General features: G+C 65.4%; 23 protein-coding genes. 10 read left to right on the forward strand and 13 right to left on the reverse strand.

What is annotated here, in order from left to right; genetic code table 11:
- Positions 1-77: 77 nt before the first annotated feature.
- Complete coding sequence (locus AC1DVR_RS11340; protein WP_478000683.1) at positions 78-1,268, reverse strand: phosphoglycerate kinase; 1,191 nt, start codon at positions 1,266-1,268, stop codon at positions 78-80.
- Between the two features lie 154 nt (positions 1,269-1,422).
- On the opposite strand from AC1DVR_RS11340, the gene AC1DVR_RS11345 reads away from it, so the two are divergent.
- Both AC1DVR_RS11345 and AC1DVR_RS11350 read left to right on the forward strand, forming a co-directional pair.
- A complete protein-coding gene (locus AC1DVR_RS11345) occupies positions 1,423-1,932 on the forward strand; it encodes a peptidylprolyl isomerase (RefSeq protein ID WP_478000684.1) in 510 nt (169 codons plus the stop codon).
- Positions 1,922-2,491 carry a peptidylprolyl isomerase gene (locus AC1DVR_RS11350; protein ID WP_478000685.1) on the forward strand — a complete coding sequence of 190 codons (570 nt, stop codon included), beginning with the start codon at positions 1,922-1,924 and terminating at the stop codon, positions 2,489-2,491. The genes AC1DVR_RS11345 and AC1DVR_RS11350 overlap by 11 nt, the downstream gene beginning before the upstream one ends.
- Before the next feature lie 175 nt (positions 2,492-2,666).
- On the opposite strand, the gene tyrS is transcribed toward AC1DVR_RS11350, so the two are convergent.
- A complete protein-coding gene (tyrS, locus tag AC1DVR_RS11355) occupies positions 2,667-3,917 on the reverse strand; it encodes a tyrosine--tRNA ligase (protein ID WP_478000686.1) in 1,251 nt (416 codons plus the stop codon).
- A 57-nt stretch (positions 3,918-3,974) separates the two neighbouring features.
- Between tyrS and AC1DVR_RS11360 the strand changes: the two genes are divergently transcribed.
- Positions 3,975-5,075, forward strand: a complete 1,101-nt coding sequence (locus AC1DVR_RS11360) for an anhydro-N-acetylmuramic acid kinase (protein ID WP_478000687.1) — start codon at positions 3,975-3,977, stop codon at positions 5,073-5,075.
- Positions 5,076-5,183: 108 nt separating this feature from the next.
- Here the strand turns inward: AC1DVR_RS11360 and AC1DVR_RS11365 are convergent, their stop codons facing one another.
- The 8 genes from AC1DVR_RS11365 to AC1DVR_RS11400 form a co-directional block, all read right to left on the reverse strand.
- Positions 5,184-6,623, reverse strand: coding sequence for a mannitol dehydrogenase family protein (locus AC1DVR_RS11365; protein ID WP_478000889.1), 1,440 nt, complete (start codon positions 6,621-6,623; stop codon positions 5,184-5,186).
- Positions 6,620-7,405: an L-iditol 2-dehydrogenase gene (locus AC1DVR_RS11370; RefSeq protein WP_478000688.1), complete on the reverse strand. Its 786-nt coding sequence runs from the start codon at positions 7,403-7,405 to the stop codon at positions 6,620-6,622. Before AC1DVR_RS11370 ends, AC1DVR_RS11365 begins: the two co-directional genes overlap by 4 nt.
- Positions 7,402-8,400: an ABC transporter ATP-binding protein gene (locus tag AC1DVR_RS11375; RefSeq protein WP_478000689.1), complete on the reverse strand. Its 999-nt coding sequence runs from the start codon at positions 8,398-8,400 to the stop codon at positions 7,402-7,404. Before AC1DVR_RS11375 ends, AC1DVR_RS11370 begins: the two co-directional genes overlap by 4 nt.
- A 7-nt stretch (positions 8,401-8,407) precedes the next feature.
- On the reverse strand, positions 8,408-9,238 hold the full coding sequence (locus AC1DVR_RS11380) for a carbohydrate ABC transporter permease (protein ID WP_478000690.1): 831 nt from the start codon (positions 9,236-9,238) through the stop codon (positions 8,408-8,410).
- A gap of 12 nt (positions 9,239-9,250) precedes the next feature.
- Positions 9,251-10,123, reverse strand: coding sequence for a carbohydrate ABC transporter permease (locus tag AC1DVR_RS11385; RefSeq protein WP_478000691.1), 873 nt, complete (start codon positions 10,121-10,123; stop codon positions 9,251-9,253).
- A gap of 87 nt (positions 10,124-10,210) precedes the next feature.
- Complete coding sequence (locus AC1DVR_RS11390) at positions 10,211-11,524, reverse strand: ABC transporter substrate-binding protein (protein ID WP_478000692.1); 1,314 nt, start codon at positions 11,522-11,524, stop codon at positions 10,211-10,213.
- Positions 11,525-11,631: 107 nt separating this feature from the next.
- On the reverse strand, positions 11,632-12,597 hold the full coding sequence (locus AC1DVR_RS11395) for a sugar-binding transcriptional regulator (protein ID WP_478000693.1): 966 nt from the start codon (positions 12,595-12,597) through the stop codon (positions 11,632-11,634).
- Positions 12,597-13,265, reverse strand: coding sequence for an HAD family hydrolase (locus AC1DVR_RS11400; RefSeq protein WP_478000694.1), 669 nt, complete (start codon positions 13,263-13,265; stop codon positions 12,597-12,599). The genes AC1DVR_RS11395 and AC1DVR_RS11400 overlap by 1 nt, the downstream gene beginning before the upstream one ends.
- A gap of 108 nt (positions 13,266-13,373) precedes the next feature.
- Here AC1DVR_RS11400 and AC1DVR_RS11405 point away from each other — a divergent pair, with 108 nt between their 5' ends.
- From AC1DVR_RS11405 to AC1DVR_RS11420, 4 genes are all read left to right on the forward strand, one after another.
- Positions 13,374-14,330 (forward strand): magnesium transporter CorA family protein, encoded by a 957-nt coding sequence (locus AC1DVR_RS11405; protein WP_478000695.1) that lies wholly within the window; start codon positions 13,374-13,376, stop codon positions 14,328-14,330.
- A gap of 14 nt (positions 14,331-14,344) precedes the next feature.
- A complete protein-coding gene (locus AC1DVR_RS11410; RefSeq protein ID WP_478000696.1) occupies positions 14,345-15,445 on the forward strand; it encodes a mandelate racemase/muconate lactonizing enzyme family protein in 1,101 nt (366 codons plus the stop codon).
- Positions 15,442-16,179, forward strand: a complete 738-nt coding sequence (locus tag AC1DVR_RS11415; RefSeq protein ID WP_478000697.1) for an SDR family oxidoreductase — start codon at positions 15,442-15,444, stop codon at positions 16,177-16,179. The genes AC1DVR_RS11410 and AC1DVR_RS11415 overlap by 4 nt, the downstream gene beginning before the upstream one ends.
- A gap of 437 nt (positions 16,180-16,616) precedes the next feature.
- On the forward strand, positions 16,617-17,567 hold the full coding sequence (locus tag AC1DVR_RS11420; RefSeq protein WP_478000890.1) for a PHP domain-containing protein: 951 nt from the start codon (positions 16,617-16,619) through the stop codon (positions 17,565-17,567).
- 72 nt (positions 17,568-17,639) lie between these two features.
- Here the strand turns inward: AC1DVR_RS11420 and AC1DVR_RS11425 are convergent, their stop codons facing one another.
- Both AC1DVR_RS11425 and AC1DVR_RS11430 read right to left on the reverse strand, forming a co-directional pair.
- Positions 17,640-18,326 (reverse strand): GntR family transcriptional regulator, encoded by a 687-nt coding sequence (locus tag AC1DVR_RS11425; protein ID WP_478000698.1) that lies wholly within the window; start codon positions 18,324-18,326, stop codon positions 17,640-17,642.
- Positions 18,326-19,681: a formimidoylglutamate deiminase gene (locus tag AC1DVR_RS11430; RefSeq protein WP_478000699.1), complete on the reverse strand. Its 1,356-nt coding sequence runs from the start codon at positions 19,679-19,681 to the stop codon at positions 18,326-18,328. Before AC1DVR_RS11430 ends, AC1DVR_RS11425 begins: the two co-directional genes overlap by 1 nt.
- A 66-nt stretch (positions 19,682-19,747) precedes the next feature.
- Here AC1DVR_RS11430 and hutI point away from each other — a divergent pair, with 66 nt between their 5' ends.
- Genes hutI through hutU form a run of 3 tightly spaced genes read left to right on the forward strand, consistent with a single transcriptional unit; the run spans position 19,748 to position 24,154 of the window.
- A complete protein-coding gene (hutI, locus tag AC1DVR_RS11435; RefSeq protein ID WP_478000700.1) occupies positions 19,748-20,947 on the forward strand; it encodes an imidazolonepropionase in 1,200 nt (399 codons plus the stop codon).
- Positions 20,937-22,466: a histidine ammonia-lyase gene (gene hutH / locus AC1DVR_RS11440; RefSeq protein WP_478000701.1), complete on the forward strand. Its 1,530-nt coding sequence runs from the start codon at positions 20,937-20,939 to the stop codon at positions 22,464-22,466. Before hutI ends, hutH begins: the two co-directional genes overlap by 11 nt.
- 8 nt (positions 22,467-22,474) lie before the next feature.
- Positions 22,475-24,154 carry a urocanate hydratase gene (gene hutU / locus AC1DVR_RS11445; protein ID WP_478000702.1) on the forward strand — a complete coding sequence of 560 codons (1,680 nt, stop codon included), beginning with the start codon at positions 22,475-22,477 and terminating at the stop codon, positions 24,152-24,154.
- Positions 24,155-24,240: 86 nt separating this feature from the next.
- On the opposite strand, the gene AC1DVR_RS11450 is transcribed toward hutU, so the two are convergent.
- The gene (locus tag AC1DVR_RS11450; protein ID WP_478000703.1) at positions 24,241-25,095 is read right to left on the reverse strand and encodes a LysR family transcriptional regulator; all 855 of its coding nucleotides are present in this window, start codon (positions 25,093-25,095) and stop codon (positions 24,241-24,243) included.
- Positions 25,096-25,133: the final 38 nt, after the last annotated feature.

The raw sequence follows: 25,133 nt of genomic DNA on the forward strand, positions 1-25,133 counted from the left end.
CCCGCAAAGCCAGAGGGGTGCAAAGGTTCCCCCCCGCACCCCCTTTCATTCTGGCAAAATATCCCCGCCGGAGGCTCTTAGCCCATCAGCGCCGCGACGCCGGGCAATTCCTTGCCCTCCATCCATTCAAGGAAGGCGCCGCCGGCTGTCGAGATGAAGGTGAAGTCCTGCGCCACCCCGGCATGGTTCAGGGCCGAGACCGTATCCCCGCCGCCTGCGACCGAGATCAGCTTGCCGGCCCGGGTCAGCTCCGCCGCGGCCCGTGCTGCCGCCGTGGTGGCCGCATCGAAGGGCGTGATCTCGAAGGCGCCGAGCGGGCCGTTCCAGATCAGCGTCTTGCAGGTGGCGAAGACCTTGGTCAGTTCGGCCACGGTTTTCGGGCCAGCATCCAGAATCATCTGATCGGCCGGGCAATCCTTGGCGGCCACGACCTTGTTGGCGGCCCCCGCCTTGAATTCGCCCGCCACGACCACATCGACCGGCAGGTGGATGGTGCAGCCCGCGGCCTTGGCCTTGGCGACGATCTCCAGCGCCGTCGGCGCCATGTCGCGTTCGGCCAAGGATTTGCCGACCTCGATGCCCTGCGCGACGAGAAAGGTGTTCGCCATGCCGCCGCCGATCACCAGATGATCGACCTTGGTCACGAGGTTGCCCAGAAGCTCCAGCTTGGTCGAGACCTTGGCCCCGCCGACCACCGCCACCACCGGGCGCTGCGGCGTCCCGAGGGCCGCTTCCAGCGCCTTCAGCTCCGCTTCCATCAGACGGCCCGCCGCTGCGGGCAGAAGTCGGGCCAAGGCTTCGGTCGAGGCATGGGCGCGGTGCGCGGCCGAGAAGGCGTCGTTGACGAAAATATCGCCCAATTCCGCCATTTGCGCCGCAAGGGCCGGGTCATTCTTCTCTTCGCCGGGGTGAAAGCGGGTGTTTTCCAGAAGGACCACATCACCCTGGGCGGCCGATTTGATCGCCGCTTCGGCCACCGGGCCAACGCAATCGGCGGCAAAGATCACCTTGCGGCCCAGCGAGGCCTCCACCGCGGCGCGGATCCGGCCAAGGCTCATCTCGGGGACGACCTTGCCCTTGGGCCGGTCGAAGTGGGCCAGAAGCACGACCTGACCGCCCAGCGCTATGATATCCTCCACCGTGGTGCGGATCTTGTCGATGCGGGTCGTGTCGGTGACCTCGTCACCTTCCATCGGCACGTTGATGTCAACTCGCGTCAGCACAACCTTGCCCGCCAGCGCCACATCGTCGATCGTCTTCCAGGCCATCCTTGCCTCCTGTCTGATTTGTTCCTGTTTCCGCGCAAAGGCGGCAAAGGTCAACTGTCGGGCCTTTCCCTTGACCCCTGCTTTCGGATAGTTTCGCGGCCAAATGCAAGCCCAGCCCGCTTCCGAAAGGAACGGCGCAACAAAGGACGGACCGATGCCCGAGATCAAGGACCCCGAGAACACGATCATCATCACGCTCAAAGGCGGCGATGTGGTGGTTCAACTGCTGCCCGACGTGGCCCCGAAGCATGTCGAGCGCATGAAGCAACTGGTCCGCGACGGCGCCTATGACCACGTGGCCTTCCACCGCGTGATCGACGGTTTCATGGCGCAGACCGGCGATGTCGAGAATGGCAACATGGAAAAGGACTTCAACCTGCGCCGCGCCGGCACGGGTGGTTCGTCCTACCCCGACGTTCCGGCCGAGTTTTCCAACCTGCCGCATGACCGCGGTACGATTGGCGCCGCCCGCTCGTCCAACCCGAACTCGGCCAACAGCCAGTTCTTCATCAACTTCTCGGACAACCACTTCCTGAACAAGCAATACACGGTCTATGGCCGGGTGATCTCGGGGATGGAACATGTCGATGCGATCACCCGCGGCGAGCCGCCGGCCAATCCCGACCGCATGATCTCTGTCAAGGTGGCCGCCGATGTTGCGTAAGCTTCTCGCGGCGGCAGCCCTTGTGCTCCTTTCGACCCCGGTCTTTGCCGAGGGCGACGGCCCGGGCCCGAACCTGGTGATCGAGGTTGCCGGCACCGCCAATGGCAAGATCGTCATCGACCTGAACCCCGACATCGCGCCGAAAGCCGTGGCTCAGATCGTGGCCCTGGCCAAGTCGGGCGCCTACAACAACGTGGTGTTTCACCGCGTGATCGACGGTTTCATGGCGCAGACCGGCGATGTGAAATACGGCAAGAAGGGTGGCGACACCTCGATGGCCGGCATGGGCGGCTCCGAAATGGCGGATCTTCCGGCCGAATTCTCCTCGGTGCCGTTCGAGCGGGGCATCGTCGGCATGGCGCGGGCGCAGGACCCGAACTCGGCCAACAGCCAGTTCTTCATCATGTTCGCCCCGGGCGATTTCCTCAACGGGCAATATACCGTGGTGGGCAAGGTGATCGAAGGCATGGATGTGGTGGACCAGATCAAGCGCGGCGAAGGCGCCAATGGCGAGGTCAAGGACCCCGACGTGATGACGAAAGTCACGGTCCAGGAATAGGCGAGGCGGACCTGCGGGGCCCCGGCCCCGTGGACGCCCCCGAATGAGCGAAAGGCCCGCCGTGTTCCGGCGGGCCTTTGTCTTTGGTCTCAGCTTTCGGACCCACGTGCCCGGGGCTGGCCCCGGAAGATGGATATTTGGATCTGGATGAAATCCCGGGAGGGGTGCCCGGGGCCTAACCCAGGATCACCAGCGCATGGCGTTTCTTGCCGGCGGTCAGCTTCATCGGCTCGGCCAGTTCGCCCGCGCCCACCCGGTAGCCTGCATCTAGCACGATCTCGTCATTCATCCGCGCGCCGCCTTCGGTGATCAACCGCTTGGCATCCTTGCCGGTCGAGGCCAGACCGGTGCGGACGAACAATTGCGCCATGGTGATGCCCTCGGCCAGTTCCGCGGGGGTCAGGGTCAGGGTCGGCAGGTCGTCGCCGACGCCGCCCTTCTCGAAGACCTCGCGCGCCGTGGCTTCCGCCGCCGCCGCCGCATCCGCCCCGTGCAGAAGCGTCGTCACCGCATTGGCCAGCGCGATCTTGGCCACGTTGATCTCGGACCCCTGCAGGGCGCCAAGCCGGGCGCAGTCCTCCAGCGGCAGGTCGGTGTACAGCTTCAGGAACTTGCCCACGTCGGCATCGGTCGTGTTGCGCCAGAACTGCCAGAACTCGTAGGGGCTGAGGAGGTCGGCATTCAGCCAGACCGCGCCATTCTGGCTCTTGCCCATCTTCTTGCCATCCGAGGTGGTGAGCAATGGCGAGGTCAGGCCATAGACCTCATGCTCCACCACCCGCCGGGTCAGATCGACGCCGTTTACGATATTGCCCCACTGGTCCGAGCCGCCCATCTGCAAGAGACAGCCATAGCGGCGGTTCAACTCCAGGAAGTCATAAGCCTGCAGGATCATGTAGTTGAATTCGAGGAAGGACAGCGACTGCTCGCGGTCCAAGCGCGACTTCACGCTTTCGAAACTCAGCATCCGGTTGACCGAGAAATACTTGCCGATGTCGCGCAGGAAGCCGATGTAGTTCAACCCGTCCAGCCATTCGGCATTGTTGACCATGACGGCATCGTTCGCCCCCGCGCCAAAGGTCACATAGGGCGAGAAGGCGCGCTTGATCCCGGCGATGTTGTCGTCGATCTGGGCATCGGTCAGCAGCGGGCGCTCGTCGGCCCGGAACGAGGGATCGCCGATCTTCGTCGTCCCGCCGCCCATCAGCACGATCGGCTTGCCGCCGCATTTCTGCAGCCAGCGCAGCATCATGATCTGGATCAGCGATCCGACATGCAGGCTTTTCGCCGTGGCGTCAAAGCCGATATAGCCCGGCACGACCCCTTTGAGAAACGCCTCGTCGAGCGCCTGATAATCGGTGCAATCGGCCAAAAAGCCACGCTCGATCATCACACGCATGAAGTCGGATTTCGGATGGTAGGTCATGAGAGCCTCATCTACTAAGCTGGGCGTAAAGGTAGCAGTGCTATATCGGGGGCGGGGATGAAGGGAAAGGGTCTGGAGGCACCGGTTTGGGTCTTGGGCACCATGTCGGGCACCTCGCTTGACGGGGTGGATGCTGCGATGGTGCTGACCGATGGGGTCAAGGTCGTCGAATTCGGCCCGCATGCCTACCGCCCCTATAGCGCCACCGAACAGGCGACGATCCGCGCCGCCTTCGGGCGCTGGCCCGGCGAGGAGGGCGTGGACGCCGCCGCCGAAGTGGTCGAGGCCGCCCATATCGAGCTGATCTCGCGCTTTTCCAACGTGACCCTGGTCGGCTTTCACGGCCAGACCCTGGCGCATGACCCGGGCGGGTGCGGCACCCATCAGGCCGGCAATGGCGCGGTCCTGGCCGAGGTGCTGGGCCTGCCGGTCGTTTGGGATTTCCGCTCCTCGGATGTCGAACTGGGCGGGCAGGGCGCGCCGCTGGTGCCCTTCTTTCACCACGCGCTGGCGCGGATGATCGGGGCCGACGCGCCGCTGGCGTTCCTGAACCTCGGCGGCGTCGGCAATCTCACCTGGGTCGATCCGCGCATCGCGAAGCCGGAATCCGCAGGCGCGCTTCTGGCCTTCGACACCGGCCCGGCCAATGCGCCCCTGAATGACCTGATGCTCGCCCGCAAGGGCCAGACGCTGGACGCGGGCGGTGCGCTCGCCCTTTCCGGCACGGTGGACGAGGCCGCAGTCGCGGCCTTCCTCGCCCATAACTATTTCTACCGGATGCCGCCCAAGTCGCTGGACCGCAACGCTTTCCCCGACCTGATGGCATCCGTGGCACAACTCGGCGATGCCGACGCTCTGGCCACTCTGACCGCCTGCGCCGCCGCCGCCGTCGCCAAGGGCGCCGAGCATTTTCCCAAGGCCATCACTCAACTTCTCGTCGCCGGGGGCGGTCGCCACAACGCCGCGCTGATGCGGGAGCTTGCGCAGCGCCTGCCCAACGTCAGCCCGGTGGAAACCCAGGGCCTCAACGGCGACATGCTCGAGGCGCAGGCCTTCGCCTATCTCGCAGCACGGGTCAAAGCCGGCCTGCCGACCTCCTGCGCCAGCACGACCGGCGTGCCCGCAGCGGTCGGTGGCGGCAAGATCAACCTGCCCTGACCCCTTCATTGGTCCATAAATATCCCACGGGGTGCGCAGAAGTTTGCTACGAAGTAGCGAAGAAACTTCGTAGCGGGGGGTGTGAAACCCCCGGCGCTCTCAACCAGCTCAGGCGGCAGCAATATAGCGCTGCATCGCCGCATCGACGCCATTGGCCCAGACGTAATCCAACGCCTCACCAAAGCGCGCGACAAAGCCCGCGTTCTGCGCCAGGTCGCCATAGACCGGCTCCATCCCAATCCAGGCCGCCGGATTGCTGCGCGCGGCCCTGGCATTGGCCTGCAGCAGGTCCCAGTTCGGATCGTTGGGCTCGATGACCTCGCCCGCCTCGGTGGTGCCAAAGCAATAGCGGCACCACATGGCCGACAGAAGCGTCAGCCCCTCGGCCTTGCCACCGGCGGCCAGCGCCTCGCGGATCGAAGGCACGATGAACTTTGGCTGGCGGTTCGACCCGTCCAGACAGAGCCGCCGCTCGGTATCGGCCACCTCGGGGTTGGAGAAACGCTGGATGATCAAGGCCTTGTAGGTCGCAAGGTCCTGGCCCGGCACCGGGGGGACGATCGGCAGGATCTCGCGGCTTTCGATCGCGTCGAGGAATTTCGGGATCAGCGCATCCTGCATCGCCTCATGGACGAAATGGATGCCCTTGAGGCCGCCCGGATAAGCGATGATCGCGTGGCCGCCGTTCAGGATGCGGATCTTCATCACCTCAAAGGCATGAACCTGATCGGTGAAGGTGACGCCAACCTTTTCGAGGGCAGGGCGGCCGGCGGGGAAATTGTCCTCCAGTACCCATTGCCGGAAGGGCTCGCAGGTCACCGGCACCGGGTCGTCGGCCAGGCCGAACTCTGCCGCCATGGCGCGTTCGCGCGGGCCGGTGGCGGGGGTGATGCGATCGACCATGCCGTTCGGAAAGGCCACATGCGCCGCGATCCAGTCGGCAAGGTCGGGGTCCGACAGGCGCGCGGTGCCCACGACGGCGGAATGCGCCACATGGCCATTGCCCGGCAGGTTGTCGCAGGACATCACGGTGAAGGGCTGCACCCCCGCCGCCCGCCGCGCCTTCAGGGCGGCCACGATGGCGCCGAAGGCGGTTGCAGGTTTGGAAGGATTGGCGCCGTCGGCGGCGATCTCGGGAGCGGTCGGGTCGAAATGGCCCGCCGAATCAATGAAATAGCCGCCCTCGGTCACGGTCAGCGAGACGATGCGGATCTCGGGCCGGGTCATTGCGGCGATGAGGCTGGCATTGTCGGGCTCGACCGGCAGGAAGTCGATCATCGAACCGATCCGCCGCGCCGAACGGCCCGAAGGGTCAAGCTCGATCACGGTCGACAGGCAATCCTGCACCAGCATCGCATCGCGCATCCGCGCGTCGGGCGCCCGGACCCCGGCGCCGATGATCGCCCAGTCGTGGCTTTCCCCCAGCGCGAAAAGATCGTCCAGATAGACCGCCATATGGGCGCGGTGAAAATTGCCGAGGCCGATATGGACGATCCCGGCTTTCAGGCTCTTGCGGTCATAGGCGGGAAGCTTTGCTTGCATGATCAGGCCATCCAGTTGCCGCCGTCCACGCCGAAGCATTGGGCGACGATGTAATCGGCTTCCGGCGTGGCGAGGAATATCGCCATGCCGGTCAGGTCTTGTGCGGTGCCCATGCGGCCAAAGGGGACCGCATCACCCACTTCGCGCTTTTTCTGGCCGGGCAGCTTGTTCTCGTAGCGGGCAAAGAAAGCATCCACTCCGTCCCAATGCTCGCCATCCACCACGCCGGGGGCTATGGCATTGACGTTGATCCGGTGTTTGATCAGGTCGAGCCCGGCGCTTTGCGTCAGGCTGATGACGGCGGCCTTGGAGGCGCAATAGACCCCCACCAGACCCTCGCCGCGACGGCCCGCTTGGGAGGCCATGTTGATGATCTTGCCGCCTTCGCCGCGCGCCACCATGTGGCGCGCCGCCGCCTGCAGGCAAAACAGCGTGCCCGCGACGTTGACGCTGAACAAACGTTCGTAATCGGCGCGGGTGATTTCGACAATCGGTGCCGCCGAGAAGAGGGCCGCGTTGTTGACGAGAATATCCAGCTTGCCCAGCTTCGAGATCGCCTCGGCAAAACCCGCCTCGATGCTGGCGGCTTGCGTGACATCCATCTGCACCGACACGGCCTGCGGGCCGAGACTTGCCGCCGCCTTGGCCACCGCATCGGCATTGATATCGGCGAGGGCGACCTTGGCCCCCTCGGCGATATAGGCCCGGGCGAATTCAAGCCCGATGCCACGGGCCGAGCCGGTGATCAGCGCGGTTTTTCCCGCAAGCCTGCTGCCTTGGGTGCTCATGCCAGGGCCTTTCCGTCCGGGCCAAAGCGGTGCACCTTGCCGGATTGCGGCATCAGGTTGATCCGGTCGCCGTGGCGCAGTTTGACCTCGCCGCCGGCGCGCACGTTGATCGTGCCGACCGCCTCGGTCTGCACCTTGAGGAACGTGTCCGAGCCGAGGTGTTCCGACAGGCCGACAACCCCCGCCCAACCACCGACATCCACGATATCAAGATGTTCAGGCCGCACGCCGATGGTGGTGGCGCCGAGCTTTTGCGCCTCGGCCCCGGTGATCAGGTTCATCTTGGGCGAGCCTATGAAGCCTGCCACGAAAGTATTGGCCGGGTTTTCATACAGCGTCAGGGGCGAGCCCACTTGTTCGATCCGGCCCGCATTCAGCACGACGATCTTGTCGGCCATGGTCATCGCCTCGACCTGGTCGTGGGTCACATAGATCATCGTGGTCTTGAGCTGCTGGTGCAGTTCGGTGATCTCCTGCCGCATGTTGACGCGCAAAGCGGCGTCAAGGTTCGACAGCGGTTCGTCAAACAGGAAGGCAGCGGGTTCCCGAACAATCGCTCGGCCAATCGCGACGCGCTGGCGCTGGCCGCCCGACAATTGCCCCGGACGCCGGTCAAGGTAGTTGGTCAGGTTCAGCACCTTGGCCGCGGATTGCACCTTGGCCTCCTGCTGCTCCGGCGTCATGCCCGCCATCTTCAGGGGGAAGGCGATGTTCTTGCGGACACTCATATGCGGATAAAGCGCATAGGACTGGAACACCATGGCCAGGCGGCGCTGCGCCGGGGGCAGATCGGTGGCGTTCTTGCCATCAATCGCGATCTGGCCCGAGGTGACATCCTCCAGCCCGGCGATCAGCCGCAGGAGCGTGGACTTGCCACAGCCCGAGGGGCCGACGAAGACGACAAACTCGCCGTCTTCGATGTTCAGGTCGATCGAGGGGATGACATCGACATCCCCGAAGCTCTTCCGCACGGCGTTGAGAGTGATTTTACCCATTTTGTCCTCACTTCACCGCGCCAAAGGTCAGGCCACGGACGAGTTGCTTTTGGCTGAACCAGCCCAGGATCAGGATCGGCGCAATGGCCATGGTCGAGGCCGCCGAGAGTTTTGCGTAGAACAACCCCTCCGGAGAGGAATAGCTGGCGATGAATTGCGTCAAAGGTGCTGCGTTATGCGTGGTCAGCTGCAGGGTCCAGAAGGCCTCGTTCCAGGCGAGGATGACGTTCAAGAGCATGGTCGAGGCGATGCCCGGCACGGCCATCGGCGTCAGGATATAAAGGATCTCGGACCGCAGGGTGGCGCCATCCATCCGCGCCGCCTCAAGAATTTCCCCGGGGATTTCCTTGAAGTAGGTGTAAAGCATCCAAACCACGATCGGCAGGTTGATCAGGGTCATGACGGCGACCAGCCCGGTGCGGGTATCCAGAAGCCCCATGTTCTTGAAGCCGAGGTACATCGGGATCAGCACGCCCACCGCCGGCATCATCTTGGTGGACAGCATCCACATCAGCAGGTCCTTGGTCCTGCGTCCGGGGACAAAGGCCATGGCCCAGGCCGCCGGGATCGCGATGATCAGGGCCAGAATGGTGGAACCGACCGAGATCACCACCGAGTTCATGAAGTGCAGCGAGTAGTTCGAGCGGGTCTGCACCTCGGCGTAGCTGTCAAAATTCCACGGCGACAGCAGCATGTCGAGCGGGTTCTTGATCGCGTCGCCCTCGCTGTGAAAGCTCATCAGGATGGTCCAGAGGATCGGAAAGAAGATCAGAAGACCAATGCCCCAGGCGGCGACGGTGGTGACGGCTTTGCGGGTGTTTGTGACTTTGCGTGCCATGATTGTTGCCCCTCATGCGTCCAGGTTCTTGCCGATCATGCGCATCACGAAGAAGGCGACGATATTGGCCAGGATCACCGCGACGATACCGCCTGCTGACCCCCCGCCGACGTCGTAGTTCAACAGCGATTGCACATAGACCAGGTAGGTGATCGTCGTAGACGCGGTGCCGGGGCCACCATTGGTGGTGACGAAGATCTCGGCAAAGACCGACAGCAGGAAGATGGTCTGGATCAGGATGACCACGGTGATGGCGCGGGTCAGATGCGGCACCGTCAGGTAGATGAAGCGCGACATCCAGGAGGCGCCGTCCATCTCCGCCGCTTCCTGCTGCTCGCTGTCGAGCGATTGCAAGGAGGTCAAGAGGATCAGCGTCGAGAAGGGCAGCCATTGCCAGGCCACGATGACGATGATCGACAGAAGCGGCGATTGGCTCAGGAAATCGTAGGGCTGCATCCCCAGACCCTTGGCGATATGGGCGAACATGCCATTCACCGGGTTCATGAACATGTTCTTCCAGACCAGCGCCGACACGGTGGGCATCACGAAGAAGGGTGCTATCACCAGAACCCGCACCACGCCCTGGCCCCAGAAGGGCATGTCCATCAAAAGCGCCAGAAGTACCCCGCCGATCACGGTGATCAGAAGCACGCCGACCACAATCGCCACCGTGTTCCACAAGGCCTGCAGGAAGGCGTGATCGGTGATGAAGTAATAGTAGTTCGACAAGCCGGCCCAGCCGGTGTTCTGCGGGCTGAGCAGATTGTAGTGGATGAAGCTGAAGTAGACTGTCGTGACCAGGGGCACGATCATCCACAAGAACAACAGGATGACCGAGGGCGCCACCATGAAGCGGGCGGCAAGGCGCGAATGCTGGGTGGCCATGACGGACTCCAAACGCGAATTTCGGGGAATTTGGGGGGAAAGATGCGGGGCCGCCCTTGGGAGACGCGGCCCCGCCCTGACGGCCTGTTACTTGATGTAACCGGCTTTGGTCATCGCGGTGGTCACCAGGTCCTGCGCGTTCTTCAGCGCATCTTCCGGCTTGGTGGTACCTGCCAGAGCGGCCGAGAACTGCTGACCGACTTCGGTCGCAAAGCCCTGGAACTCGGGGATCGCCACGAACTGCACGCCGGTATAGGGCACCGGGTCCACGGTCGGATGGGTCGGATCAGCGGCGTTGATGCTGTCCAGCGTCATCTTGGCGAAGGGCACCTTGGCATATTCCGGGTTCGCATAAAGCGACGACCGGGTGCCCGGAGGCACGTTGGCCCAGCCTTCCTTGGAGGCGACCAGCGCCAGATAGTCGGGGTTGGTTGCCCAATCGACGAAGGCCTTGGCAGCCTCGACCTTTTGCGAACCGGCCGGGATGGCCAGCGACCAGGCCCAGAGCCAGTTGCCGCGCTTGCCCAGACCATTGTCAGGGGCCAGAGCGAAGGCCATCTTGTCAGCCACGGTCGAGTCCTTGCCGGTCACGAACGAAGCCGCAACGGTCGCGTCGATCCACATGCCGCAATGGCCTTGCTGGGTCAGCGCCAGGTTTTCGTTGAAGCCGTTGTTCGAGGCGCCGGGCGGGCCGTAGTCGTTCATCAGGTGCAGATAGAAGGCCAGGGTATCAGCCCAGGGCTTCTGGTCGAACTGGGGCTTCCAGTCCATGTCGAACCACTTGGCGCCGAAGGAGTTGGACATGGCGGTCAGGAAGGCCATGTTCTCGCCCCAGCCGGCCTTGCCGCGCAGGCAGATGCCGTATTGTTCCTTGGACTTGTCGGTCATGGCCGCGGCGGCCTTCTCGATATCGGCCCAGGTCGGCGCGTCGGGCATCTTCAGGCCGGCCGCATCCATCAGGTCCTTGCGGTACATGACCATCGAGCTTTCGCCATAGAAGGGCGAGGCATAGAGGTGGCCATCGACCGTCAGGCCGCCAGCGATTGCGGGCAGAAGGTCGTCTTTCTTGTAGTCCGCCGGCAGATCGTCCAGCGAGACGAGCCAGCCCTGCTTGCCCCAGATCGGAACTTCATAGGTGCCGATGGTCAGAACGTCGAACTGACCGCCCTTGGTGGCGATGTCGGTGGTGACTTTCTGGCGCAGGACGTTCTCTTCCAGCGTGACCCAGTTGACGTGAATGTCGGGGTGCTTGGCATAGAAATCATCCATCAAGCCCTGCATCCGGATCATGTCGCCGTTGTTCACGGTCGCCACAGTGATCTCGGTCGTCTCGGCCATGGCCATACCCGACAGGGTAAGCGCGGCCGTCGCGCCAAGAAGCGCGCGCAGCGTCATTTGCATTGGTATCCTCCCAGATCAGCGATTGAGCATTTCATCGCTTAGTGGGCAATTACTCATACGAAGCCGTGATCCGTCAAGCCCCATTCCACGCCGCAGTTGCGAAGGGATCAGCGCGCCAGAATCGCGGTTGCGGTATGTTCGTCGGTGATCAAGCCATTGATAATGCGCGATTGCAGCGCCGCAGCAATCGCGCGGACCTTGCTGGGTCCGGCCGCGATTCCAATCGCGGTGCGGGCCAGGCCAGGCTCGACCCGGACCCCGCCGGTGCGGCGATTGGTGCCGACTTCCAGGTAATTGCCGTGCGAATCATAGACCCAGCCGGCAACCTCGCCGGTCGCGCCGGCCTGCTGCATGTCCTCCAGCTCGCCCAGGGTGACGAAGCCGTCGGTCAAGAGCGGGGCATCCATCGACATCTGCCCGACGCCGACGAAGATCACATCCGCGGCGCGGGCGAGGTCGACCACCTTGCGCACCGGCCCCAGCGCGTGGAAAGCCGCGTTCTCCTCGGGCGTGGGCGAGATCACCGGCACCGGCATCGGGTAGTGCGGTGCCCTCACCTTGTCGGCGATCCGCATCACGACATCGAAGAAGCTGGCCGAGCCGTCCGGCGCGATATTCCCGATCAGCGAGACGAGGCGGTGCTGCGGCGCCTCGACCTCCTCCATCGCATCGACCATGCCGCGCAGGAACCGTCCGGTGCCAAGCGCGATCACCTTGGGCTCGGGCATCCGCAGCACGCGCTCCAGTTCCGCCGCGGCCACGGGCGAGGTGGCGCGCACCAGATCGCCGCCGATGCCGGGCGAGGGCGCCACCCGGCACCGCGTCAGCCCATAGCGCGCCATCAACTCGGCCTCGAGCGAGAGGCAGGTGCCGATCCGGTGCGACAGGCGCACCTGGATCAGGCCTTCGGTCACCGCCCGGCTGACCAAACGCTGCGCCCTCTGGCGCGAGACGCCAAGTTCGGCGGCGATCTGGTCCTGGGTCAGGCCGCCGAGATAGTAAAGCCAGCCGGCGCGGGCAGCCTCGTCCTGAAGGCTCGCATCCGATTCGGGTCTGGTGACTGGACGGGCCATCAAAGTCTCCGCGACAGGGCAGGGTGCAGGTCCGCAAACCCCGCGAATTCGGTGAATGTCAGATGAGCGCTGGCATCGGGCGGCGCGTCAAGGCTTTGGCCGCGCAGATGGCTGCCGCCGACAAAGCGCCAGACGACCATCCCCGCCGCAAGGCCCGCCCTGACACCGTTGAGCGAATCCTCAATTACCAGACAGCGCGCCGGGTCCACGCCCCGCGCCGCCGCCACATGCAAGAATAGATCCGGCGCCGGCTTGCCCCGCGCCACCATGCTCGCGGTGTAAAGCCCGTCGCCCACCAGATCGGCCAGCCCCGCGATCTGCAAGGACCGCGCCGCGCGCTTCGGGCTGGAGGAGGTCGCCACGCACCAGGGCAGGGCCAGCCCGCGCAGGGCCTCGGTCACGCCGGGCATCACCTGCAGCCCGGCCTCGAAGGCGGCCATCAGACGGATGCGGTACTGATCCTCGAAATCCGCCGGCATATCCAGACCGAACTCCTGCCGGATCTGCGCCATCACGGTCGGATAGCTGCGGCCCAGAAAATGCTGTCCGACATAGGCCAGGTCGATCTTCACGCCAAAGCCCGCCAGCGCCTCGACCAGCATCTGCGCGCTGATGATCTCGGAATCGATCAGCACCCCGTCGCAGTCAAAGATCACCAGATCGAACATGTTCTCCCCCTCAGGTCCGGTGCCTCGCACGGGTTTCGGCCCAAACGGGGGCTTTTGTCCAGCCTTGATGCGTGGCAAGCCTGTGCCGTCGCAAGGGGAGAGACGCTGATGCTGTTCGCCTATCGCACTGAAAACGGCAAGCTGGTGGCCTCGGACCCGGCCTCGGCCCTGTGGCTCGACCTCTGCAAGCCCGAGCCGGAAGAGGTGGCTTCGGTGGCGGGTCTGGTGCCCGAGGTGCCGACGCTGGAGGATCTGGAAGAGATCGAGATTTCTTCCCGCCTCTACCGCGAGGACGGTTTTGATTACATGACCGTGCTGGTGCCCGGCCTGTCGCGCGAGGATTTCACCACGCCGGTCACCGGGCCGGTGGCCTTCATCCTGGGTCAGGGGCGGGTGATGACGGTGCGCTACCACACCCCGCGCCCGTTCGAGACCTATGCCGGGCGCGCCGACAAGGTGGCCCTCGGTTGCGCCGGGCCGGACCGCGTCTTCCTCGGCCTCTGCGAAGAGATCATCGGCCGCATCGCCGACCTGATGGAGGGGGCGGGCCGCGAACTCGACAAGATCACAAGGGCGATCTTTTCGACCGAGGGTCTGGGGCCGGAGGCCGCCGTCCTGCAAAAGGCGCTGGAAACCTCGGGCCGGCAAAGCGACATGGTGGGCAACTGCCGCCTGTCCCTTTTGACCCTTGACCGCGCCCTCGGCTTCTTTCGTGTCGGGCTGGAGGAACGCGGCGCGGTCGAGCCCTTCAAGGCCACGATCATCGGCCTCAGCAAGGACATCCAGGCTTTGGAGGTCCATGGCGATTATCTCTCCTCCCGTGTCGCGCAGGCGACAGACGCGACGCTGGGCATGATCAACCTTGCGCAGAACACGACGGTGCGGATTGTTTCGGTGGTGGCCGTGCTGTTCCTGCCGCCGACGCTGATCGCCTCGGTCTATGGCATGAACTTTCACTTGATGCCGGAACTGGACCTGACCTTCGGATATCCGATGGCCTTGGGCATGATGGTGGCCTCGGCCTTGATCACCTGGGCGGTGTTCAAGTGGAAGAAATGGTTGTAACCCACGGGTAAAGAATGAAAATAACCAGTCTTGAAACCATCGGGAACGAATTTGTCACCTTCACCCGTCTGACCACCGAGGATGGTGCGCAGGGCTGGGGTCAGCTTTCGACCTACAACGCCGACATCACGGCGGAAGTCTTTCACCGCCAGGTCGCCCGCCACGCCCTGGGCACCGAGGTCGAGGATATGGAGGACACGCTCCGCCTGATCTCGGAACGCGAGCACAAATACCCCGGCAGCTACCTGCGCCGCGCCCAGTCGGGCCTCGATACCGCCGTCTGGGACTGGCGCGGCAAACAGGCGGGCCTGCCGGTGGTGCGCCTGATCGGCGGCACACCGGGGCGCCTGCGCGCCTATGCCTCCTCGATGAAGCGCGACATCACGCCGGAGGATGAGGCTGCCCGCTTTGTGAAGCTGCGCGATACGCAGGGTTTCACCGCGTTCAAATGGCGCGTCGGCGCCGAATGCGGGCGCGGCCGCGACGAATGGCCGGGGCGGACCGAGGCGGTTATTCCCATCGTCTCCAAAGCCTTGGGCGACGGCATTGACAAACTGGTTGATGGCAATTCCTGCTACGGCCCCAAGGCAGCCATCGCGGTCGGCCATCTTTGCCAAGACCACGGCATCGGCCATTTCGAGGAGCCTTGCCCCTATTGGGAGGTCGATCAGACGGCAGAAGTCCGCGCCGCCCTGACCCTTGACGTGGCGGGTGGCGAGCAGGATTGCGAGTTCACCGCCTGGCAGCTCGCCATCGAACACAAGGCCGTCGATATCCTGCAACCTGATGTCATGTACCTCGGCGGCCTCTCCCGCACGCTGGAGGTTTGCCGGATGGGGGCCGCTGCCGGCCTGCCGATGACACCGCATGCCGCCAACCTCGGCCTTGTCACGCTCTGCACCATGCATCTGCTCAAGGCGATCCCGAACCCCGGCAAATATCTGGAATTTTCCATCGAGGGGCTGGACTATTACCCTTGGCAGGAGGGGCTCTTCGCCAATGACCCCTACCAGATCGAAGAGGGACATGTCATCGTGACCGAGGAACCGGGCTGGGGCATGGTGGTCCACCCCGATTTCCTGTCTCGCGCCACCTATCGGGAGAGCCGCCTATGACCCAGACCATCCTCATCACCGGCGCGGGCTCTGGCATCGGGCGCGCCACGGCGCGGGCTTTTCTGGGCGCCGGCTGGCAGGTCGGCCTGATCGGCCGCCGCGCCGATGCGCTGGAGGAAACTGCGGCCGAGGCGCCCAACGCGCTCCTGCTGCCCTGCGACGTGGCCAAACCCGCCGAGGTCGACCGCGCCTTCACCCGGCTGGTGGAAACCTTCGGCCGGCTCGATGTGCTCTTCAACAACGCCGGAATCGGCACCAAGGCCGCCCCGATCGACGAGATCCCGGTGGAGGATTTTCTGGAGCTGTCCAACGTCAACATCACCGGCATGTTCCTCTGCGCCCGCGCGGCCTTTGGCCAGATGCGGCGTCAAGACCCGCAAGGCGGGCGGATCATCAACAACGGCTCGATCTCGGCCCATGTGCCGCGCCCGGGCTCAGTGCCTTACACCATGTCGAAACATGCCGTGACCGGGCTGACGCGGACCTTGGGCCTCGATGGCCGCGCTTTCAACATTGCCTGCGGTCAGATCGACATCGGCAATGCCCTGACCCAGATGGCCGCGCGCTTCCAGCACGGCGTGCCGCAGGCCGATGGCCAGATCAAGGTCGAACCGGTGATGGATGTGGCCCATGTGGCCGAGGCCGTCCTGCAGATGGCGAACCTGCCGCTGGAGGTCAACGTGCCCTTCATGACGCTGATGGCGCGCGATATGCCCTATATCGGGCGCGGCTGAAGTGCGCCGGTCGCTCAGCCGCGCGGACGCCGGCGCAGCATGTTGAGGCAGGCATGCAGCACGACGCCGATGGTCAGGCAGCCGGTGACGACCAGAGTAAGGGTCATGGCGTAAGTCACGGTCATGAGGGATCCTCCTTGAATCAAATCACAGCAACGGTTTGCGGCAATTCTGTGGCCTCTGCAGCCCCTTTCTGCCGCGTCGCGGCAAAGTCGGCAGTCCTCCGCTCAAACTGTAACAGGCAATCTGGGGTTGATATCTTGATAAATGGTTAAACCGCCAATTCGATCCCATGGCTGTGCCGGCCTGTCATCAAATCTTTGACCTCTCCGTGCCAGGATCCGCCGCGTGGCTTGCGGCAGTGACCAAGGCCTGCCAGTTTGCCGCCAAATTCCCGATCATCTCCCCCGACAATACCCTGCGAGGACCCCATGCCGCTGACTTTGCCCGCCTTCACCAACCCCGGCCGTTTCTGGCGCGGCAATCTGCACACCCATTCGACCCGCTCGGACGGGGTTCTGCCGCCCGAGGAGGTCTGCCGCCGCTATCAGGCCGAGGGCTATGATTTCCTCGCCCTGACCGACCATTTCGTCGGCCGCTACGGCTATCCGATTGTCGACACCACGGGCTACCGGCGCAATGATTTCACCACGATCCTCGGGGCCGAGCTGCATTCCGGCGCCATGGCGAACGGCGAGCTTTGGCATATCCTCGCCGTCGGCCTGCCGGAAGATTTCGCCCCCTCGAACTCGCCCTCCTTCCTGCCCGAACCGGGCCAGGAAACCGGGGCCGAGATCGCCGCCCGCGCCGTGGCCGCCGGGGCCTTTGTCGCCATCGCCCACCCGCAATGGTCCGGCCTGACCATGGAGGACGCCCGCACCATCACCGCGGCCCATGCGGTCGAGATCTACAACCACGGCTGCGCCACCGGCTGCGACCGGGCGGACGGCTTTGCCATCGCCGACCAGCTCCTGACCGAGGGCCGCGCCCTGACCCTGATCGCCACCGACGACGCGCATTTCTCCGAACCCGACCATTTCGGCGGCTGGGTCATGGTGAAATCCCAGGAAAACACCCCCGAAGCCCTGCTCGCCGCGCTGAAAGCCGGGGCTTTCTACTCGAGCCAGGGGCCGGAGCTGCGTGACGTGCGGGTGGAAGATGGCCATCTGGTGGTCGAATGTTCCGCCGTCTCCTCGATCATCGCGATCGGCTGGGGCACGGGGGCCAAGGCGGTGCATGGCAATTCCCTGACCAAGGGGTCCGTGCCGATGGAGCGCCTGAACAACTCGCCCTGGGTGCGCGCCGCGGTGATCGACGCCGCAGGCCGCCGCGCCTGGTCGAACCCGATCTGGACCGGCGCCGCCGAGAAGAACCCCCGCGTCCTCTAGAAGGCGCCGATTGCGCCTCCCACCAACGCGCCGGTGTCCGGTAGGATGGGCAATTTGCCCATCTTCCCAAGCCTATAGCATGGTCGACAGCCGATACCCCGGCGCATAGGCGAGCCGGACCCAGGTGATCGGCGCATCCGGCGCCCAGGTGCAGCGTTCGGTCACGAAAACCGCCGTGCCCTCGGGCACCGCCAGGGCCGCCGCTTCCGCCCCGCTCGCCGGTTCGGCGGAAAAGGCGATGTCGCCCGTGGTGAAGGACACTTCCGAGACCAGCCACTCGTTGGCGCTGATCTTCGTGAAATCCGGCAGGGGCGCGGGCAGGGCGGCGGGGTTCAGCCAGCGCTCCTCGACCACGAAGGGCCGGCCGGAGGCGAGGTGCAGCGTCTTCAGATGCAGCATCTGCAGCCCCGGATCGCGCAGGCCCAGCCGCGCCGCCACCGGCACCGGCGGATGGGCGGTTTCCTTCTGCAAAAGGCGCAGGCCATAGACCTCGCCCCGCGCCTCAACCTCCGAACGGATCAGGGGAATATCCAGCGTCGCCTTGCGCACCGGCAGGACGGCGACCCGCGTCCCCGCCTTCCGGCGCCGTTCGACCACCCCGCTGCGGGCCAGTTCCGACAGCGCGCGGTTGACGGTGGCGCGCGCCACGCCAAACTCCTGCGCCAGGGCCTCCTCGCCCGGGATCAGCGCGCCCGGCGGCCAGAGGCGCGAGCGGATGCGCGCCAGAACCTCGCGCCGGATCTCCTCCCACCCCGCCATCAAAGCGCCTCGGCCAGCCGCGCCATCACCCGGCCGAACCGCGCCTGCACGGGCCCGCGCGCGACATGGCGGCCGTCCTGCACGATCGCGCGGCCCGCCGACCACAGATGCTGCACCATCCGGTCATCGCCGGCAAAGGCGAAGGTGTCGAGCAAGCGGTCGCCCCTGCGCCCCGCCATGTCCGGTCCCGAAGCGTCCAGCGCCAGCAGATCCGCCCACATCCCCACCTCGATCGCCCCCGAGGCGCGCCCGGCGGCCTGCGCCCCGCCCGCCACCATGCCGTCAAAGATCACCCGCCCGACCGAGCGGCTGCCATCGGCCAGAACCGCCCGCGCCTTCATGCCAAGCCGTTGGGAGTATTCCAGAATCCGCATCTCCTCCGAGAGCGAGATCCGCACATTGCTGTCCGATCCGATGCCGAACCTGCCCCCCGCCGCCAGATAGCGCGCACCGTCAAAGATGCCGTCGCCCAGGTTGGCCTCGGTGATCGGGCAAAGCCCCGCCACGGCGCCGGAAGCGGCAAGGGCCAGCGTCTCGGCCGGTTCCATCTGCGTCGCGTGGATCAGGCACCAACGGGCATCGACCGGCTCGTGCGCCAAAAGCCAGGCCACCGGGCGCTGGCCAGTAAAGGCCAAAACCTCATCCACTTCAGCCACTTGCTCGGCGACGTGAATGTGGATCGGCCCAGGCGACAGCGCCGCCGCCGCCGACAGGCTGGAGGCCGAGACCGCGCGCAGCGAATGCGGCGCCAGACCCAGACCGGTATCCTCCGGCAGCGCCGACAGATGCACCTTCGCTCCGGCCATCAGCTCGGCAAACCCCGCCATGTCGTTGCCAAAGCGCAGCTGCCCGCCCGCCAAAGCGCGCCCGTCACAGCCGCCGCGCTCGTACAGGACCGGCAGCAGGGTCAACCCCAGCCCGGTCGTCTTTGCCGCCGCCGCAATCCGCCCCCCCATCTCTGCCCGGTCGCTGTAAGATTTCCCGCCAAGCCCATGATGCAGATAGTGAAACTCCGCCACGGCAGCATAACCCGCCTCGGCCATCTCGACCATAACCATCGCGGCAATCGCCTCGACATCCTCGGGCGAAAGCTGCTCCAGAAAGCGGTACATCAGGCTGCGCCAGGTCCAGAAACTGTCCTGGCCCGCGGTGCGGAACTCGGTCAGCCCGGCCATCGCGCGCTGGAACATGTGCGAGTGCAGGTTGACCGGCGCCGGCAAAAGGCAATCCACCCGCTGCGCCCCCACAGCGGCGCCACCCGGCGTCACGCCGGTGATCCGCCCCGCGGTGACCTCGACCGTCACATCTTGCGCCCATCCTTCGGGCAAAAGCGCCTGTTGTGCGTGCAGCAGCATGGCCTCTCCTTGACAGGTGAATATGTATAGACATAATAGCCATATATCCAGACATAAGGCAAGAGCATGTCGATTCTTCTCAGCAATGCAACGCTCGCCACCATGGTTAACGGCTATGGGCTGATCCCCAAGGCCGCTGTGGTGATCGAGGACGACAAGATCGCCTTCGCCGGACCGATGGAAAGCCTGCCCGCGGCCCATGCCCACCTGCCGCCGCATGACCTCGGCGGGCGACTGGTGACCCCGGCTCTGATCGACTGCCACACCCATATCGTCTTCGCCGGCGACCGCGCGAATGAATTCGAGATGCGGCTGAACGGCGCCAGCTATGAGGAGGTGGCTCGCGCCGGCGGCGGCATCGTCGCCACCGTCCGCGCCACCCGTGCCGCCTCCGAGGAAGAGCTTCTGGCCCTGGCTCTCGCCCGCGCCGACCAGATCATCGCCTCCGGTGCCGCGGTGATCGAGGTGAAATCCGGCTATGGCCTGACCGTCGCGGACGAGATCAAGATGCTCCGCGTTGCCCGCCAGATCGCGGCCAACCGCCCGGTGCGGGTCAAGGTCACTCATCTGGCTGCCCATGCCATCCCGCAGGAATATGCAGGCCGCTCCATGGCTTACATCGACGAGGTGGCGATCCCCTCGCTGCGCCAGGCCGCCGTTCTGGGCCTCATCGACGCGGTCGATGCCTTCTGCGAGGGCATCGCCTTTTCCCCCGCCGAGGTCAGCCACCTGTTTGACGAGGCGGTGCGGCTGGGCCTGCCGGTCAAGCTCCACGCCGAACAACTCTCGGACCTGAAGGGCGCCGTCATGGCCGCCCATCACGGTGCCTTGTCGGTCGATCACCTGGAATATCTGCGCGCCGACGGGGTGGAGGCGATGGCAACCGCCGGCTCGGTCGCGGTGATCCTGCCGGGGGCGTTCTACGCCCTGCGCGAACGCCAGCTTCCCCCGATCGAGACCTTGCGGGCCGCCGGCGTGCCGATGGCGGTGGCCACCGACTGCAACCCCGGCACCTCGCCGATGACCTCGCTGACGCTGGCGATGAACATGGCCTGCATCCTCTTCCGCCTGACCCCGCTGGAGGCTTTGCAGGGCACCACGGTTAACGCCGCCCGCGCCCTGGGCCTGACCGATTGCGGCGTGGTGGCCCCGGGCAAACGGGCCGATCTCTGCATCTGGGAAGCCAAGCATCCCGCTGAAATCTCTTACAGAATTGGAGCAACTGCGCTCCGTTCCCGCATCTTCGGAGGCCGCTTTGACGCCTGAAATCCTGATCCCCGGCGAGACGACCCTCGCCCAACTCGAACGCCTCTACCGCGAGGAGGCGCCCGCCACTTTGCACCCCTCGGCCCGCGCCGGCGTCGAATGGGCGGCTGCCCGCATCGCCGAAGCAGCGGCGGGGACCGTCGCCGTCTATGGCGTGAACACCGGGTTTGGCAAATTGGCGAGCCTGAAGATCGCCCCGCAAGACACGGCAAAGCTTCAGAAAAACCTGATCCTGTCGCATTGCTGCGGGGTAGGGGAGCCGATGCCCCGCGCCGTCGCCCGCCTGATGATGGCGCTGAAGCTTCTGTCCTTGGGCCGTGGCGCCTCGGGCGTGCGGTGGGACATCGTGGCGCTTCTTGAGGGCATGCTCGCCAAGGGCGTGACCCCGGTGATCCCGGCGCAAGGCTCGGTCGGGGCCAGCGGCGACCTTGCCCCCCTGGCCCATATGGCCGCCGTGATGATCGGCGAGGCCGAGGCCAGCCATGACGGAAAGATCAAGACCGGCGCGCAAGCCCTTGCCGACGCTGGGCTTTCGCCCGTGGTTCTAGGCCCCAAAGAAGGCCTCGCCCTGATCAACGGCACCCAGTTTTCCACGGCCTATGCGCTGGCTGGCCTTTTCGGTGCCTGGAATGCCGCGCAAAGCGCTCTGGTGACGTCGGCCCTGTCGACCGACGCCATCATGGGCTCCACCGCGCCGCTGGAACCGCAGATCCACACGCTGCGCGGTCATCCCGGCCAGATCGAGGCGGCGGCGACCCTGCGCAGCCTGCTCGACGGCTCCGTGATCCGCGAAAGCCATCGGGAGGGCGATACCCGCGTGCAGGACCCCTATTGCATCCGCTGCCAGCCGCAGGTGACCGGCGCCGCGATGGATGTCATCCGTCAAGCCGCCCGCACGCTGGAGATCGAGGCCAATGCCGCGACCGACAACCCTCTGGTCCTGGCCAATGGCCAGATCGTTTCCGGTGGTAACTTCCACGCCGAACCTGTTGGTTTTGCTGCCGATATGCTCGCCATGGCGATCTCTGAAATCGGCGCCATCGCACAGCGTCGCGTTGCCCTGATGGTGGACCCGGTTCTGTCCTTTGATCTGCCGGCCTTCCTGACGCCGCGGCCGGGCCTCAACTCCGGCCTGATGATCGCCGAGGTGACGACGGCGGCTTTGATGAGCGAAAACAAGCACCTGGCCCATCCGACCGTGATCGACAGCACCCCAACCTCCGCCAATCAGGAGGATCACGTCTCGATGGCCGCCCATGGCGCGCGGCGGCTGAGCCGGATGATCGACAACCTGAACGTGATCCTTGGTGTCGAGGCGATCACCGCCGCGCAAGGTATTGATTTCCGTGCGCCTTTGCCGACCTCTTCCCCGCTGCAAGCCGTGGTCGCCCGCCTGCGCCAGGACGTCGCCACCCTCGGCGATGACCGCTACATGGCCCCAGACCTTGCGGCTGCCGCCACCCTGATCGGCTCCGGCGCGCTCGCCCGCGCCGCTGGCATCAACCTTCCCACCTTGTGAGGCCCGACATGACCCGCCACAACACCCGCGACATCTTCCCCGCCACCGGCACCGAACTCACCGCCAAGTCCTGGCTGACCGAGGCGCCCCTGCGGATGCTGATGAACAACCTCCACCCGGATGTCGCTGAAAACCCTCATGAATTGGTGGTTTACGGCGGCATCGGCCGCGCTGCCCGCACCTGGGAGGATTTCGACCGCATCTGCGCTGGCCTGCGCGACCTCGAGGCCGACGAGACGCTGCTGGTCCAGTCCGGCAAGCCAATCGCCATCATCAAGACCCACACCGATGCGCCCCGCGTCCTGATCGCCAATTCCAACCTCGTGCCGCATTGGGCCACCTGGGAGCATTTCAACGCGCTCGATAAAAAGGGCCTGATGATGTATGGCCAGATGACCGCGGGTTCCTGGATTTACATTGGCACGCAAGGCATTGTGCAGGGAACTTACGAAACCTTCGCCGAAGCCGGCCGCCAGCATTACAACGGCGATCTCAAGGGCAAATGGATCCTGACCGGCGGTCTTGGCGGCATGGGGGGCGCGCAGCCCCTCGCAGCCGTCTTCTCCGGCGCCTGCTGCCTCGCGGTCGAGGTTGACGAGACCCGCATCGACTTCCGCCTGCGCACCCGCTACGTCGATGCAAAGGCGAAGAGTCTCGACGAAGCCCTTGGAATGATTGCCGAATGGACCGCCAAGGGTGAGGCGAAATCCGTGGGCCTCCTCGGCAATGCCGCCGAGATCTTCCCCGAGATCTACGCCCGCATGAAGGCCGGCGGCATGCGCCCCGATATCGTCACCGACCAGACCTCGGCCCATGACCCGCTGCACGGCTATTGCCCGGCGGGCTGGACCACGGGCGAATGGCGCGCAAAGCAGGAAAGCGATCCGCAGGCGGTGCAGACCGCTGCGCGCCACAGCATGCGTGCCCATGTCTCCGCGATGGTCGATTTCTGGAACGCCGGGGTGCCCACCCTCGACTACGGCAACAATATCCGCCAGGTGGCGAAGGAAGAGGGCCTCGAGAACGCCTTCGCCTTCCCCGGTTTCGTGCCGGCCTATATCCGCCCGCTCTTCTGCAAGGGCATCGGCCCGTTCCGCTGGGTGGCGCTGTCGGGCGACCCCGAGGATATCCGCAAGACCGATGCGGCGATGAAGAAACTCTTCCCGGAAAACCAGCACTTGCACCGCTGGCTTGACATGGCGTCCGAACGGATCGCCTTTCAGGGCCTGCCGGCCCGGATCTGCTGGATCGGCCTCGGCGACCGCCACCGCGCGGGTCTGATGTTCAACGAGATGGTGGCCTCCGGCGAGTTGAAAGCCCCGATCGTCATCGGCCGCGACCACCTTGACGCGGGCTCGGTCGCCAGCCCCAACCGCGAGACCGAGGCGATGAAGGACGGCTCCGATGCCGTCTCCGACTGGCCGCTCCTGAACGCGCTGGTCAACACCGCCTCCGGCGCGACCTGGGTTTCGATCCACCATGGCGGCGGCGTCGGCATGGGCTTCAGCCAGCATGCCGGCGTGGTCATCGTGGCCGACGGCACGCCCGAAGCTGCCAAGCGCCTGGAACGTGTCCTGTGGAACGACCCGGCCTCCGGCGTCTGGCGCCACGCCGATGCGGGCTATGACACCGCGATTCAATGCGCCAAGGATCACGGTCTCCGCCTGCCGGGTATCCTGGGTAACTGAAGGCCTTCATTGGTCCATAAATATCCCGCAGGGGGTCTGGGGGGGCGCGCAGCCCCCCCAGCCGGGTCCGCCGAGCGCCCCCCGGCTTAAGCCCGCCCCGCGATCTCCCGCGCGACGATCCGGGTCAGGCGGCGGTGCATCCGGCTGGTGCGGTGGCGCTGGTGCATCACGGCATAGATCGGCTGGCTGATCGGCGCGGCGTCCTCCACCGCACGAAAGCCGCCGGCGGCCAGCATCCGCGCTGCGGTTTCCTCCAGCACGAACCCAGCCCCGCCCATCGCCGACAACAGCCCCGCCACCGCCGCATTGGCGCCCGAGGCCAGGAGGGCGGAGGAGAACTCGGGCATCAGCTGGCGGTGCGTTTCGTCGAAGGCGGCGGAATAGGCGCCGCGGATGTAGCTGGCCGGGATCAGCTCGGCCCGCCTGACCGGGCCTGCGCTGATCAGCCGGTAGCGCACCTCGCCCAGGCTCTCGACATAAAGGTCGGGCAGGGCTTGCGGCGAATAGACCACGGCGAAATCCAGCGCGCCGCGGTCGATGTCACGGCACATTTGCAGCGAATAATCCTGCTCGATGTAAAAGCCGCAATCGGGCAGGGCGCGGCGGAAGTTCGACACCCATTCCCCGATCGTCCCCGCCGCGAGGTCGTTCTGGATGCCGATCCGCAAGACCAGCGCCGCGGTGCCCGAGGGCAGCACCGCCCTTTGCGCCTCGGCCCAGGCGTGGCGCAGGCCGCGGGCGTGGACTTCGAACTTCAGGCCCTCGGTCGACAGGTCGGTCCCCGCGCGCGACCGCACGAAGAGCCGCGCCCCCACCGAGGCCTCCAGCGCCTGGACCCGGGCCGAGATGGTGGATTGCGTCACATGCAGCCGCTCCGCCGTGCGGTGAAAGCTGCGCGTCTCGATCAGGTCGAGGAACGTGTCGATCAGCTCGATCTGCATGCGGCCCTCTGATCGGTTTTTCCGATCATTAGCCCAAT

The sequence above is a fragment of the Rhodobacter sp. P2_H5 genome (genome assembly GCF_056403335.1).

Coding starts and splice junctions, on each gene's coding strand:
- AC1DVR_RS11340 (WP_478000683.1), bottom strand. CDS start 1,268: ATGGCCTGGAAGACGATCGACGATGTGGCGCTGGCGGGCAAGGTTGTG.
- AC1DVR_RS11345 (WP_478000684.1), top strand. CDS start 1,423: ATGCCCGAGATCAAGGACCCCGAGAACACGATCATCATCACGCTCAAA.
- AC1DVR_RS11350 (WP_478000685.1), top strand. CDS start 1,922: ATGTTGCGTAAGCTTCTCGCGGCGGCAGCCCTTGTGCTCCTTTCGACC.
- tyrS (WP_478000686.1), bottom strand. CDS start 3,917: ATGACCTACCATCCGAAATCCGACTTCATGCGTGTGATGATCGAGCGT.
- AC1DVR_RS11360 (WP_478000687.1), top strand. CDS start 3,975: ATGAAGGGAAAGGGTCTGGAGGCACCGGTTTGGGTCTTGGGCACCATG.
- AC1DVR_RS11370 (WP_478000688.1), bottom strand. CDS start 7,405: ATGAGCACCCAAGGCAGCAGGCTTGCGGGAAAAACCGCGCTGATCACC.
- AC1DVR_RS11375 (WP_478000689.1), bottom strand. CDS start 8,400: ATGGGTAAAATCACTCTCAACGCCGTGCGGAAGAGCTTCGGGGATGTC.
- AC1DVR_RS11380 (WP_478000690.1), bottom strand. CDS start 9,238: ATGGCACGCAAAGTCACAAACACCCGCAAAGCCGTCACCACCGTCGCC.
- AC1DVR_RS11385 (WP_478000691.1), bottom strand. CDS start 10,123: ATGGCCACCCAGCATTCGCGCCTTGCCGCCCGCTTCATGGTGGCGCCC.
- AC1DVR_RS11390 (WP_478000692.1), bottom strand. CDS start 11,524: ATGCAAATGACGCTGCGCGCGCTTCTTGGCGCGACGGCCGCGCTTACC.
- AC1DVR_RS11395 (WP_478000693.1), bottom strand. CDS start 12,597: ATGGCCCGTCCAGTCACCAGACCCGAATCGGATGCGAGCCTTCAGGAC.
- AC1DVR_RS11400 (WP_478000694.1), bottom strand. CDS start 13,265: ATGTTCGATCTGGTGATCTTTGACTGCGACGGGGTGCTGATCGATTCC.
- AC1DVR_RS11405 (WP_478000695.1), top strand. CDS start 13,374: ATGCTGTTCGCCTATCGCACTGAAAACGGCAAGCTGGTGGCCTCGGAC.
- AC1DVR_RS11410 (WP_478000696.1), top strand. CDS start 14,345: ATGAAAATAACCAGTCTTGAAACCATCGGGAACGAATTTGTCACCTTC.
- AC1DVR_RS11415 (WP_478000697.1), top strand. CDS start 15,442: ATGACCCAGACCATCCTCATCACCGGCGCGGGCTCTGGCATCGGGCGC.
- AC1DVR_RS11425 (WP_478000698.1), bottom strand. CDS start 18,326: ATGGCGGGGTGGGAGGAGATCCGGCGCGAGGTTCTGGCGCGCATCCGC.
- AC1DVR_RS11430 (WP_478000699.1), bottom strand. CDS start 19,681: ATGCTGCTGCACGCACAACAGGCGCTTTTGCCCGAAGGATGGGCGCAA.
- hutI (WP_478000700.1), top strand. CDS start 19,748: ATGTCGATTCTTCTCAGCAATGCAACGCTCGCCACCATGGTTAACGGC.
- hutU (WP_478000702.1), top strand. CDS start 22,475: ATGACCCGCCACAACACCCGCGACATCTTCCCCGCCACCGGCACCGAA.
- AC1DVR_RS11450 (WP_478000703.1), bottom strand. CDS start 25,095: ATGCAGATCGAGCTGATCGACACGTTCCTCGACCTGATCGAGACGCGC.